The sequence below is a fragment of the Pseudoalteromonas phenolica genome, from assembly GCF_001444405.1.
Classification (GTDB): Bacteria; Pseudomonadota; Gammaproteobacteria; order Enterobacterales; family Alteromonadaceae; genus Pseudoalteromonas; species Pseudoalteromonas phenolica.
The window spans coordinates 1,037,693-1,051,333 of sequence record NZ_CP013187.1 but is presented as its reverse complement, the minus strand read 5'-3'; the positions used below and the strand labels follow the sequence as shown (position 1 = coordinate 1,051,333).

At 38.5% G+C, this 13,641-nt stretch carries 13 protein-coding genes; 1 reads left to right on the top strand and 12 read right to left on the bottom strand.

Annotation, left to right across the window (positions count from 1 at the left end):
* Nucleotides 1–36: 36 nt before the first annotated feature.
* Complete coding sequence (locus PP2015_RS04695) at nt 37–495, bottom strand: 3-hydroxyacyl-ACP dehydratase FabZ family protein (protein WP_058029172.1); 459 nt, start codon at nt 493–495, stop codon at nt 37–39.
* Nucleotides 488–1,495, bottom strand: a complete 1,008-nt coding sequence (locus PP2015_RS04690) for a YhdH/YhfP family quinone oxidoreductase (protein WP_058029171.1) — start codon at nt 1,493–1,495, stop codon at nt 488–490. Before PP2015_RS04690 ends, PP2015_RS04695 begins: the two co-directional genes overlap by 8 nt.
* A gap of 114 nt (nt 1,496–1,609) precedes the next feature.
* On the opposite strand from PP2015_RS04690, the gene PP2015_RS04685 reads away from it, so the two are divergent.
* Nucleotides 1,610–1,852, top strand: coding sequence for an acyl carrier protein (locus tag PP2015_RS04685; protein WP_058029170.1), 243 nt, complete (start codon nt 1,610–1,612; stop codon nt 1,850–1,852).
* A gap of 53 nt (nt 1,853–1,905) precedes the next feature.
* On the opposite strand, the gene PP2015_RS04680 is transcribed toward PP2015_RS04685, so the two are convergent.
* From PP2015_RS04680 to flgK, 10 genes are all read right to left on the bottom strand, one after another.
* Nucleotides 1,906–3,978 (bottom strand): motility associated factor glycosyltransferase family protein, encoded by a 2,073-nt coding sequence (locus PP2015_RS04680; protein ID WP_058029169.1) that lies wholly within the window; start codon nt 3,976–3,978, stop codon nt 1,906–1,908.
* A gap of 10 nt (nt 3,979–3,988) precedes the next feature.
* Entirely contained in the window at nt 3,989–4,285 is a 297-nt protein-coding gene (locus PP2015_RS04675) for a pentatricopeptide repeat-containing protein (protein WP_058029168.1), read from the bottom strand.
* The gene (gene fliS / locus PP2015_RS04670; protein WP_058029167.1) at nt 4,275–4,703 is read right to left on the bottom strand and encodes a flagellar export chaperone FliS; all 429 of its coding nucleotides are present in this window, start codon (nt 4,701–4,703) and stop codon (nt 4,275–4,277) included. The genes PP2015_RS04675 and fliS overlap by 11 nt, the downstream gene beginning before the upstream one ends.
* A gap of 9 nt (nt 4,704–4,712) precedes the next feature.
* Complete coding sequence (fliD, locus tag PP2015_RS04665) at nt 4,713–6,140, bottom strand: flagellar filament capping protein FliD (protein ID WP_058029166.1); 1,428 nt, start codon at nt 6,138–6,140, stop codon at nt 4,713–4,715.
* A gap of 19 nt (nt 6,141–6,159) precedes the next feature.
* Complete coding sequence (locus tag PP2015_RS04660; RefSeq protein WP_058029165.1) at nt 6,160–6,567, bottom strand: flagellar protein FlaG; 408 nt, start codon at nt 6,565–6,567, stop codon at nt 6,160–6,162.
* A 76-nt stretch (nt 6,568–6,643) separates the two neighbouring features.
* Nucleotides 6,644–7,606, bottom strand: a complete 963-nt coding sequence (locus PP2015_RS04655; RefSeq protein ID WP_058029164.1) for a flagellin N-terminal helical domain-containing protein — start codon at nt 7,604–7,606, stop codon at nt 6,644–6,646.
* Between the two features lie 146 nt (nt 7,607–7,752).
* A complete protein-coding gene (locus PP2015_RS04650) occupies nt 7,753–8,727 on the bottom strand; it encodes a flagellin N-terminal helical domain-containing protein (RefSeq protein ID WP_058029163.1) in 975 nt (324 codons plus the stop codon).
* A gap of 369 nt (nt 8,728–9,096) precedes the next feature.
* Nucleotides 9,097–10,059, bottom strand: coding sequence for a flagellin N-terminal helical domain-containing protein (locus PP2015_RS04645; protein WP_058029162.1), 963 nt, complete (start codon nt 10,057–10,059; stop codon nt 9,097–9,099).
* A gap of 336 nt (nt 10,060–10,395) precedes the next feature.
* Nucleotides 10,396–11,628: a flagellar hook-associated protein FlgL gene (gene flgL / locus PP2015_RS04640; protein WP_058029161.1), complete on the bottom strand. Its 1,233-nt coding sequence runs from the start codon at nt 11,626–11,628 to the stop codon at nt 10,396–10,398.
* A 6-nt stretch (nt 11,629–11,634) separates the two neighbouring features.
* Nucleotides 11,635–13,641, bottom strand: coding sequence for a flagellar hook-associated protein FlgK (flgK, locus tag PP2015_RS04635; RefSeq protein ID WP_058029160.1), 2,007 nt, complete (start codon nt 13,639–13,641; stop codon nt 11,635–11,637).

Genomic DNA, 13,641 nt, shown 5'->3' with positions numbered 1-13,641 from the left:
GCTGAAAATTTAAATTGTAGTGCTTCTTAATTGAAACTAAGTGAGTTTTGGTGTTGCCATTAAATGTGGTGAGACATAAGTAAACTCTCCAGAGCAAATTAATTCCCCTTCACGGAACCCCTTTACTTCACCTTTACATATCCCTCTTCTCATTGAGATTATTCTTGCTTCATATTTTATTTCAGTAGAGCTTTTGACGGTTATTGTCGATAACAACTTAACCTTAATTTCATTTACTAATGCGCGATTTTCACCATGAGGAAATGAGTCATATATAAGCAGGACTAAGGTTTGCAGCATGCCTTCTATCTGCATTGTGCCAGGCATCACTCCAGATTTAGGTAAATGGCATTGAAAAAACCAATCTTGCGCATCTAGGTGCTTTACTCCAATTGCACTTTGACCTGCTTCAATGAGCTCATAAGCGTCAATCATTAAGAACGGATCTTGGATATCCAAAAGCTCGGATAAATCTGCTTTATTTTTTTTATTCATAATAATTCCCTTCCATATTAACTACGACTCTGCCAAAGATCTGATGTGATTCATACGCTCTGATCGCTTCACAAACGTCTTTAAATTGTACCAGCCGATACACAGTGCTTAACTCATCGCAATTCCATTCAGAAGCTAGTTTATGCAGAAAATCCGATTTCTTTTCTGTAGAGGAACCTTCTGCATTAATACCTTTCAGGGTAATACCTCTGAGAATAAAAGGTAAAACCGTACTAGAGAAATGAGTTCCAGCTGCTAATCCAGTTGCTATGACAAGTCCTTCTTCTTTAACTTGTTTTAACAGAGCAGAAAGTACTTCTCCACCAGCGACATCGACAATAGCATCCCATTTTTGAGGAAGTAAGTTATGACTCCCCTTCCCTAATAAAGAATTCGTTTTAATAACATCTTTTATACCAAAGCTTTTTACAAAAGCTTCTCCTTGTTCTCTTGAAACACTCGCTGTTACTTTGAAACCCAGTTTGTTAAGTAAAATTGCACTGATACTTCCAACACCTCCACTCGCACCTGTAACAAGTACAGAGCCTCCAGGAGGGGTGTGCTTTATAATTTCTTCTACAGCTAAAGTTGATGTGTAACCTGCTGTACCAAATACCATTACTTGCATGAGGCTTATTTGATCAGGCACCTTTACTAGCCATTGCTCTGGCACAGTAATATATTCGGCCAGTCCACCTGAATGATTCATTCCCATTGGCGTACAGAATACCGCAACTTTATCACCGGCCTTAAACTTACTGGAATTTGACCGCTCTACAACCCCACCGGCATCTAAGCCAGGCGTATGCGGAAATCTTCGCGTTACTGCAGGGTTCCCCTGACATGATAAAATGTCTTTATAATTTAAGGATGAATAATGTACACGAACTAATACTTCAGACTCAGAAAGCTCTCTATTTGGCAACTCTGATAAGTGATACGAAAACACCCTCGGCGTACTTTTTTCTATAACAAGAGCTTTGTAGTGATATGGCTTCATAAAGTATATAAATAAAAGTCAAAACTCGTCATATTCTTTTATAGATACTATTGATAGTCAACGAATATTCTTTCACAATGTTATAAACTGCTCGTCTTTAAATAGGAACAATAAATGAGTAACTTAGAAAAATATAACGAAGCTTTTATTACTGCATTTGAGATAACTCAAGAGCAACTCAAAGACGAGTTCAGCTACCAAGACATACCAGCTTGGGACTCTGTTGGCCACATGGGGCTGATAGCTGAACTAGAGGATGCATTCGACATAATGCTAGAAATGGAAGATATCATTGAATTTAGCTCTTACGGCGAAGGCAAAAACATTCTGGCAAAATACTCTGTTGAAATTTCCTAAGAATTAAACGCTAAATAATGAGCAGAAGCCCAGCTAGGCAACTGCTCTTAAGCTTAGACAAATTTCCAATCGCAATTACTATCATAGTTTTTCTTGAAATCTGCAATTATTTCTTTCAAGTAGCTGTTCCACAAAGATATAAGCTGATTAGTTAACTCTAAACTTTTTGAAGAGTCTTGATAATAATACAAGCTAGTTATAAGTGGGCAATGATAGTACAAAAGCGAACCTTTAAAAATAAAATAAAAGTGACTGAATCTAGTTTTCTTTAATGAATAAACATATCTAGCTTGCCTATTCAATAAATCTAAGCATTCTTCTCTGGTGCTAAAAGGCTCTTCTGAAATAGAAAGAATATGCTCAGAGATAACGTCAAATCTTGGCATATCTAGCACAACTTGTCCCTTATCATCAGGGATTTCATCTGAGAAACACTGCTTTACTCTATTAATTACTTTTTCTTTATTTAAAGGTGTTTGACTAATTAATACTTTATCTTCTTCTAAAGGGTAAAAACCCTTTAGCTCAGCACCTTCTCCCACATTATAAAAGTTAACTTCCGGTGAGACACGAGCTAAAGACTCTAATTGATACTTTGAAACAAGGTAAAGATCATTTGAATTCAATTCTCCACCTAGGTTTCCTTTAACTCGATGTCTGTAACCTTCAATCAGTTTATACTTCCCAGATTCATAGATACTGTGTTTAGAGTGATGTTCTCCACTATCAGGCACCCCATTATCTACCCCAAACAAATAAACTTCATCGAAGCCCAAAGATGCAGCGAAAGAAGCAGCTGTATTAGCGACAAGAGGGTTAGAAAACGGGATTATATTTTGAAACTGCATTCCATAAAACAATCTCGAGAGAACATAGTAATCTGTACCAGCTTCATTTCCTTTTAATGCCAAGCCTGACCAACCATACAAAGAAGTTGTTTCTGGATACAGCACATTAGTGGTCAACAAATTGATCTCATTTAAAATATTTTTATCCGTTGTATCTAATAAAATATCATAGTTTCTTCTAGGTCTTTCAATTTGAACATGAAAGTCAGGTTTAATTCCAACCTTTAGAAGTGAATTTAACGCTGTACCAGCGGCAATAATTATTCCCTTGTCTTGATTGCTTTTCAAAAATTCAATACTGGCATCTAGAGAAGGTCCGTTACCTACTACAAACGCAGGGCAACTGTCTGTCTTTTCTACAAAAGCCTCAGCTCCGGTCCAAAAGTTAGATTTTTTGGAAATGTGTGACAAGGTATGGCCTAAGCTAACCACCGCATCATCATAAAAGCCAAAACCGTTTAATAATCTAAAATAGTTTTTGAAAAAGTCGTCAATTGTTTTATTAATATTAATGTCTGGGTAGTGTTGGTAACAGAAAGTTTTGGCAATAGAGTAAGCACCGATATCTTCAATGGTCTTGTTAAGATCGTCAAAAAACTCACTATAAGTAGTTCCCAAATAAAGGAATAAACACCCATTAGATTCATCTACTTTCGCTATTATTTTGTCCCACTCAATACAAAATAAGCTCGCAAAAAACAGCTCGAAATTAGGCTCTACAATAAAAGAATAGTTAAACGTTACTTCATCAAATAATTTTTCTAAATGATATCCGAGGCCAATTCCAAAAATCATTGACGCAGGGAAAGTATTCGGAAGAAAGTTGAGCTCAAAAGAGCCCTCTGAATCAGACTCTCTTGTATCACTGATCTTTTTATTTAGCAGCGACATGTACCTTGAGTGAATGCGTTCATCACCCTCATCGGGCGTAAACAACTGCCCGTATTTGACCGTGCAAAATGTAGGAGAACTATAGTTCTTTTCAACTTGTTCGTGTGACTGCTTTCTCGGATGGTCACTATATAAAGCTACTCCAGTGCTTTTTTCAATAATGTTCGCGTCACCATCTTCACAAACATGTAAAGCTAAACTATCAGTTTTAAAGTTTTTTATAGCTTCAGCAATATCAGGGTAATATTTTTCGAAAGACTGTAAGTTTTTCTCAAACCTAATATTTGCATCTTGTGCAAATAGATTTTCTAATTCTTTAAGTTTAACTGTCTCTGACAGCTTTTTGTCTAAACTGTCTAATTGCTCTTTGAATAAGCCATCAGCCATGAGCTACTTCCTAAATATCGTTATATGCTTTTAGCTTTTTCTTGCTGCTTATGTACTCACGAAGCTTATTACCAACATCCTTTTTTAGGGTATGTAATTTCTGCAATGTGAGCGTAAACTGATTATAAACGTCGAATAACGCTAGCCTGAGTTCCTCATCAACACCTGGATCAACTGAGTTGGCTATTTTTTTGATATCAGAGTCTATTTTCAAAAAAAGCTCTGTGGCCTCTTCTAATTCACCTTTATTACATAAGCTGTCAAGAAGAGTTAAATCGTGAGTTATCTTAGCTAGATTATCCTGCATTGACACTATCATGGTTTTGACTCAGAGTTTCTTGGCGAACACTTACAGGAATAGCATCCCAAGCTGACTTAATCTCTTTTAAAAGATTCATAACTTCACTTACAATCTCTGGGTCATTTTTTAGGTTTGCATCTAACAATCGATCAATCATGTATGAGTATAGAGCATAAAGATTCTCTGTTACTTCTCCACCAACCTCAAAGTCTAAACACCCTCTTAAAGCTTCAAGGATTGCAGACGATTTAGAAAGATGCTCAGATTTTGCTTCAAAGTGTTTTTTTTCAATTGCAACTTTCGCAAAAACCATTTTATCAATAGCGCCAGCCATCAACATCTGGATAATTTCATATCTATCAGCACCTGCAACTCTAGTTTTCAGTGCTTCTTTTTGATAATTTTTAACTTTTGCATTGTACATAATTCAACCTTACGAACTAGCTTTAGTGAAACCAGGTAAATTAGATAACTGAGCCCCCAGATATGACTGAGTTTGTTGCATTTGAGCAATCAGTACGTCCAAACCAGAGTATTGTTTTCTTAATCGTTCTTCCAAAGAAGCCATTCTATACTCATGATTTATCACATCGTCTTCAAGGTCATCAAGCTGACCATTTAAGCTGGTTTCACGCTGTTTAATAATGCCACTCGAGTCAATGTAATTTCCTAAAAGGCTTTCGAGTTGCTTTGCGACACCATTATCACCAGCAAAGGCTGTGCCAATATCATCAAAATTTTCATCCATTGCATCATTAATGCTTCGTACTAATGACGATTTTTCTAAGTAACCCTCTTTATCAACACCTAATCCGATGTCAAAAATCGATTCAAATGGCCCTGCATCTGTTAACTGGGTAGATAAAGTTGATATTAATTGATCACTTAATGTTCTCATTGAAGAGTCGCCGTTAAGCGGTTTACCGATTCTAGTTTGGAAACCTATATTTCCGACTAAGTTATTATAGTTCGCGATAAGCTCGTCAACTAATGCAGTGACAGACTCTCGGTCATACTCTACGTTAAGCTCGGCCGTATCATACCCATCAGTATCATTACCACTACTCAATGCAAGAGCTTTAATTGTCATATCTTGCACGGCATCTTTGAAAGTATTGGTGTCATTAGTTACCTGTAAACCATCAACAGTAATAATTGCATCTTGAGCAACATCTTCTGCTGCTATTGTCATGCCGCCACTTGTATTAGTATCTGCATCATAAGTCTCTATCGCATCGAGCTCGGCTGTATCACTGGTAATCACTAAGTCATTACCGCTACCCGTAACGTTAGATGTAAGCACCAATTTTGAGCCAACACTTGAATCACCTGTGTTAACAATATTAGCTGTAACACCGAAATTAGAATCAGAAGCATTAATTGCATCACGCAATTCTGATAATGTCATTCCAGCTGTCACAGTAAGATCAAACGAATTATCCGTGCCAGCAGAGAAAGAGAGAGTACCGCCTGAAGCACTTACAACTGCATCCGCATCAGCAAAAGCGCCGTCAGCAGTCACCGCTCTGCTACCCTGCGCCAATTGTTTGACCGCAATATCAAAAGAGCCAGTTGAAATATCTGAAGTTGGAGTCACACTGATGATGTCACCACCATCGGGCTGAGTTATATTCGCGATTCTTTTGCCGAAACTCTCTGGATCCGCAAGTTTCTCTACAGTGTCTTCTAGTTTAGAGATAGCTGATTTAATTTCACCGATTGCTGATAACTCAACTTGTAGAGCCTCTTCTTTAGCTACGAAAGATTGCATCTTTGGTGTGTTCTCTGCTGCGACTGAAGCACTGATAATGCTTTCAAGATCAAGGCCTGAACCTACACCTGCTGACGTTATTAATGGCATATACTACCTCCAACTATTTTTATGCTGTTTTATTAAACAACACACCTGTACTAGATACTTTTTCGGCAAACTCGTCTAAAGCTTTAGCCATTTCACGAAACTCCTCAGATGGAATTTCTCGAATCACTTCATCATTGCTTTTATCAATGACTTTGATTATGGGATTACTATCCGTTTCATTGAATTCAAAGCTTACCCCAGTTGACGAAACGGGAATAAAGTCATTTATTTTCTTTAAGTTTTCTTTTACTTCCTGAATAAACTCAAAGTTACTCTTTTCATTTCCATTATTTAATGAAAGCTTAGAATTTGATTTATCTATTTCCTGACTACTAGTACCAAGTTTTTCAGACTCAGGAAGATTACTTTTTACTCTAGCGACTTCTGCTTCGAGATTTTGTGAGGGAGAAATTTGAATATCGTTCATACATCACCTCAATTTAGTATTCAAAGTATACGCCAAGCTCGGAAAAAATCACAAGCTTGGCGATTTTATCCAACTTTTAACCAAGTAGAGACAAAGCTACTTGAGGACGTTGGTTTGCCTGACTTAAGATCGAGCTACTCGCTTGCTGAAGAATCTGCATTTTAGTCAAGTTAGCTGTTTCCTGAGCAAAATCTGTATCTCTAATTCGAGATTGAGCTGCTGAAAGGTTTTCTGCAACATTTGACTGATTACGTATTGTTGATTGGAAACGGTTTTGTACCGCACCCAATTCAGCACGCTTTTTATCAACAACTGCAATCAAACTATCCATACCTGCCATTACTGCTTGAGCATTTGCCTGTGAAGATACTGAAATACCTGTTGCAGTAAACACACCCGCAAAGTTAGAGCTGTCCGCACTTTCACCTACAGTATCACTAATCGAGCCTACTGTTGCACTTAACTGCTCACCTGTTACACCACTGGCAACGCCTGCAATACCAGATAGTGTAAATCCACCATTTGCAGAAATTGTATTGGCTGTACCACCTACATTCTGTAGACTAAATGCAATTGTTTGGTCAGCATCTGCGCCGACTTGGAAATTAGCATTATAAGATCCATCAAGTAAGTTTTGACCACCAAATGTAGTATCTTCAGCGACTCGATTTACTTCTTCTGAAAGCGAGCGAATCTCTTCTTGCAGCGCTAGTCTATCTTCATCAGTGTTTGAACCATTTGATGCTTGCTGAGCCAGTGTTCTGATACGTTGAAACATTTGTGTTGTTTCATCAAGCGCACCTTCAGCTGTTTGGGCTAGTGAAATACCGTCATTTGCATTTCGAATACCTTGATTAAGACCGTTTATCTGACCAGTTAATCGATTCGATATCTGCATGCCTGCTGCATCATCTTTCGCACTATTAATGCGTACACCAGATGATAAGCGTTTGAACGAAGTATCCAGCGAGTTTGCTGAATTACTTAATTGTCTTTGTGCGTTCAAAGAACTCACATTTGTGTTTACATATAAAGCCATAATAGCCTCCGCTTCATTAACGAACAGGTAAACAGCGGGATACCCCTACCCTGCTGAAAACCTAGTTAGAGTCCTAGATTGATAGTTCTCTAAGTCTCTTATCGTCTACTTAAGCGAAAGCTTTAGCTAAATTTGTAATTTTTTTATTAACCTTGTAATAAACTTAATGCAGCCTGCGGTCTTTGATTGGCTTGACCCAAGATTGTTTGGCTAGCTTGTTGTAATATTTGATTTTTTGTCAGCTTTGCTGTCTCCAAGGCAAAATCAGCATCTTTAATTCGCGATTTTGCAGCTGATAAATTTTCTGCAATGTTAGCTTGATTTCGAATGGTAGATTGGAAACGGTTCTGAACTGCACCCAGTTCTGCTCGTTTTTTATCAACAACAGCAATTAAAGAGTCCATACCAGCCATAACCGCTTGAGCATTTGCCTGTGAAGAAACCGAAATTCCTGAGGCAGTAAAAACGCCAGCAAAGTCGGTATTATCAGCAGAAGCACCAACTGTATCGCTGATTGAACCAACAGTATCACTTAATTGATTTCCTGATACAGCACTTGCAACACTGGCAACCCCTGACATCGTAAAACCGCCACTAGCTGTAAGTGAGTTGTTGCCATTCGTACTCACACCAACGGTTTGCATACTAAATCCGATTGTCTGAACAGCATCAGCACCGACCTGGAAATTAGCAGCATAACTTCCATCTAATAGGTTCTGTCCACCAAAAGTAGTATCTGTCGCAACACGATTTACTTCTGCCGATAGTTGACGAATCTCTTCTTGAATAGCCAATCTATCCTCGTCAGTGTTTGAGCCGTTTGCAGCTTGCTGAGACAAAGTTCGAATACGCTGAAACATAGAGGTAATTTCGTCCATTGCCCCTTCGGCTGTTTGAGCTAACGAAATGCCATCATTTGCATTTCGGTTACCTTGATTAAGACCCAGTATTTGCGACTGAAGACGGTCTGTGATTTGCAGACCTGCTGCATCATCCGCAGCACTATTGATACGCATACCTGAAGAAAGGCGCTTGAACGAAGTGTCTAGCTCAACACCTGATTTTTGCAACTGACGCTGAGCGTTTATTGAACTTACATTGGTATTTACAAATAAAGCCATAGCTAATTCTCTCTCTTAACCTATCAAAACCACTTGATTCTGATGTTGTCTTAGATACAAACTGGCAGCTTTTTTCGTTAGTAACGAAGGGGCAAAAAACTGCCTTTTTTGTCCTGATTAATTGTTCTAACAAGACTGTTGCAAAAGGCAGGCCAAAATTAATGCCAAAAAAAGGAGGGCTTAAATAAAGCCCTCCTCATCAGTTTGAGAGAGTTGTCAATTTATTAGCTAAAACCTGGCATAGTATATGCTAATAATTTTAGTGTTCATTGAACTATGAACATATTGGATTTAAGCTCCTCCGCTTTGTTATCCAATTAGGTGTCTAGGCTAATACCCCATCAGGTCTAGACACCCTTTCCTTTACTACTACCCTAGAAGACTTAATGCAGCCTGTGGACGCTGGTTAGCCTGACTAAGAATTGTTTGCGAAGCCTGTTGTAAAATCTGCATTTTAGTTAGATTCGCAGTTTCTTGAGCAAAGTCAGTATCTTTTATACGAGACTTCGCAGCCGATAGGTTTTCAGCAACATTCGATTGGTTACGAATCGTTGATTGGAAACGGTTTTGTACAGCACCTAATTCAGCACGCTTTTTATCAACAACAGCAATTAAGTTATCCATACCAGCCATTACCGCTTGAGCGTTTGCCTGTGAAGATACTGAAATACCTGTTGCAGTAAACACACCAGCAAAGTCTGCATTGTCAGCTGATGCACCTACAGTGTCACTAATACTTCCTACTGTTGCACTTAATTGCTCACCTGTTACACCACTTGCGATACCTGCGATACCTGAAAGTGTGAAACCACCGTTAGCTGATAAAGAATTAGCTGTGCCACCAACATTTTGCATGCTGAAACCAATTGTTTGGTCAGCGTCAGCACCTACTTGGAAGTTGGCTGAATAAGAACCATCAAGTAAATTTTGACCACCAAATGTAGTGTCAGCTGCTACTCGGTTAACTTCTGAAGATAATGAACGAATTTCTTCTTGAATAGCCAAGCGGTCTTCATCAGTATTTGAACCATTTGCTGCTTGTTGTGATAATGTACGAATACGCTGGAACATTGATGTTACTTCATCCATCGCACCTTCAGCTGTTTGCGCTAATGAAATACCATCATTCGCATTTCGGTTACCTTGATTTAAACCGTTAATTTGTGAAGTTAAACGGTCAGAGATTTGTAGACCAGCAGCATCATCAGCTGCGCTGTTAATTCTGAAACCTGATGATAGACGCTTGAATGAAACATCTAGCGAGTTACCAGAGTTATTTAATTGTCTTTGTGCGTTCAATGAACTTACGTTAGTATTTACATAAAGTGCCATGATAATTCTCCCGATGTAAACTTGTTGTTTACTCTCAAACTATTAACTTTAAGCCTTCGGTTTAAATTGTACTCTCCGGCTTGGTTACTTAAGTTATCGGGCGGCAAAAAAATTCCTTTAGTATTTTTTTTTAAAAAATATTTAACCCTATGTTTTTAATAAGATTTAAATTAAATTAGATACATATTTATACTATGGCTACATAAAGTTATTTTTGTAGTCGATATTACATTTTCTTGTTTTTAATCAAACTCAAACTGTTCTATTTTGCTTTTTTGAAAGCCTAAACGAAAAAAGGCTGCCAAATAAATGGCAGCCTTTTTCTTATGATAGTCATTAACGAATATAATCTAGCAACGATAAATTAGATAATCGGCCGAAAGTTGCTTGGGACGCCTGTAAAGCTGTCTCATGTTTTGTTAACTCGGTGATGGCCTCTGCCATGTCCAACTCAATTAGCTCTGCTTTTGCTAACTTATTGTTTGTATCTAGATCATTATTTGCTTCTGTTATCCTAGTTGCAGTATTTAACCTACCTCCTAGACCAGACTGTGTTTGAGAGACAAGATTTTTTGCACTTTCGATACCTTGCATAGAATCCGCCAGTACTTGCCTGTAATCCTTATCACTTATCGATTCATTTTCTAAAGCGGAAACTAAATCATCAATTGTATTCAACACATTATCTTTTTTGGGCTCTTCTAAATCAAAGTCTATCTGCCCACTCCCCCCAGAGAATTCAAACTCAATTCCTTTAATCAAAACTGGCATAGTGTCATAACTACCAGTCTCCAAAACTGTCGCCCCTTGTTGTAATTGGTATGTATTAGGTGTGCCTGTCGTCAATGTGAGGCTAAATGTATTACTGCCAGCTGGCGCTGTTGGATCTGCATTAAAATTGTCTTTATGAAATTCATCAAAAGTACCTTGCTCAGTTACATATAAACTGGCACTGGTGACACCACCCGAGACAACTCCTGTATTTGATACAACATTTAATCTTTGCTCTACACTTTCAAAGACATCAAAGCCATTATCACTCGATTTGATCTCGACGCCCTCAGCCACTTTTATTTTATGCTGCCCTTGGTCACCATTGTATGCATAACGACCATTAGCACTATCATAAGAGAAAGTTTTTGTATTATCCTGATATCCAGAAAAAATATAGCGACCGTCTTCACTCTTGGCATTCATTAAATCAAGCACTGCGGTTTTTATTGCACTTAATTCTTCAGAGAGTGCCGCTCTATCTGGTTTGGTTAATGCACCATTACCCGCTTGAACAGTCAGCACATGCGCACGTGTTAAGGAGTCCTTAATGTTCTCTAAGACCCCTTCTTGGGTATCTAGCCGACTTTTTAACATCGTCAAATTTTTGGTGTACTGCTCATTAGTCTGAATTTTGTCGCCATATAGTAACGCACGCGCCATAGCAGAGGGGTCATCTGAAGCACTTAACACGCGCTTTTGAGTCGTCACTTGCTCTTGAGCTTTGTTAACCTCTTGCTGATTGTTCAATATAGAACTGAGGTTATTTTTAAAAATCATATTATGAGATAAACGCATAATTTATTACCTCGTTGCACTTAATAAAGTATCGAACACAGTTCGAGCTGTTGTGATTATTTGCGCTGATGCAGAATAAGCTTGTTGAAAACGTAATAAATTTGCAGCTTCTTCATCTAAATTAACGCCCGACATTGACTCAAACCAAGCTTCTGATTGTTCAGCAAGTGCCTCAAAAGCGGCGCCATTGGTTTTCGCTTGGTTTGCAATTACACCGATTTCTGTCACTAGCCCAGCGTATGCTTCATTAAAAGTTTTTAAGTTATCTGCGGTTGCTGTCGTTACTACATTCTGTCGAACGAGCTCTTCGGATGGAAGCATTGATAACTCAAGCCCATTTCGGTTATCGTCAAAGCCGCCTGTATTGAATTCAATGGTAAAAACATCACCAGTTGCCGCTGTACCATCGATGTTAAAATCAAAACCATAACTGTCATAAGGCGCGCCAGCTTGCGCTAAAATATTCTCAGCAGGCGGTGTAATCGTAAATGTAGTTGTACCGTTGCCATCTTGAATTTGGTATTCATTGGCATTACCTGTTTTGGTCAAAGTGATATCACCTTGAGTCAAACTTGGAGGCGAAGCTGTAAAGTTACTGCCAGTGCCTGTGTTAGTTACTGAACCGACTGAGATTGTGGCATTGCTAGTGTTATTTGCTTCAGTTGTTGTTCTTATAGGTGAAGCCAATGCCAAACTTTCAGGCCTTTCTGTAGCAAGTTCCATTGTTGAAGCTGCGCTCGAGTTCAATTTAATTAAGAAGCTATCTCCTGTATTTGCGGTACCAGACACATCCATTTCTAAACCAAAAGACTCGCCACTTGTGATAGTGCTTGAATCAATAACCCCAGCTGTTACATTAGCAGTTGATGGCGTACCTATCACATTACCTTTGCTGTCTACAGCAGCAATTTCGACCGTTGTTGCGCTCGTAAAAGTTACTCTAAAATCAGTTGCTGGGATTTCAGAACCTTTCCCAGCTTCAACTGTCGCATTAACTGAAGCAGTACCCGTGTTATCGGCATAGGCATAGCCGCCTACAGTAGGAATCGAAAAAATGTCACCGCCAATATTACCGTCTAAGTCCATACCCTTTTTGTTTTGTTCATTAAAGGCATCAGCTAATGCTAAGCCTATTTGGCCTAGTTGATTCTGGGCTGGATGTAATATTTCATCTCTAAAGGCCAGAAGGCCACCCATTTTTCCTCGAAGCGAACTAATATTCACATCTAACTCAATGGCCTTACCGTCTGGAGAGTCTAGCTTTAATTCTTTGATATTTGGATCTGGATCGCCATCCATGTCGAAGGTATTAAATGTGCCATTTTCCATCACCAGTGATTGACCAGACCCCAGGAAAACTAACTTTTCACCGTTTGGCCCGTCTAAGGTTTCAATATCCACCAGCTCAGCTAAATCTTTAATTGCTTCATCACGCTCATTAACCACTGAATTTCCACTAGTAATTCCTGATTGCAGCTCAACTGCGACGACTTTGTCATTTAAATCACTGATCTTTTGGATAAGGTTATTGGCTTCATCCGCCATAATACTCAGCTGTTCATTCACAATGTTATTCTGATCAAAAACAATCCCCGAAAGACGGTCCATCTGATCAACTAAGTTTTGAGCATCAGTTAAAAACAGTGAACGTGTCACCGTTGAGGAAGGCAAATTCATTGCTTCTTGCAGGTTATTAAATAATGAGTTAATGCTGTTATTTAAACTATTTGACTCTTCCCCAAACAAGGTATCTACGCGAGAAGACTCTGTTACAAATTGTTCGTAATAGGTTTTATTAGAAATATCACGATTCAATTGCTTTTGAGCAAATTCATTAATTAAACGAACAGTTTCGCCACGGCCAACTTGATTACCCACCATAGTGCTATGTTCGGTTCTTTCACGAATATAGCCCTTAGTATTTAAGTTAGAGATGTTCTTACTGGTCGTTTGAAGTAATTCAGAGTTCGCTCTGATCCCCGCACTACCAATATTCATTAAATTGAAAGACAT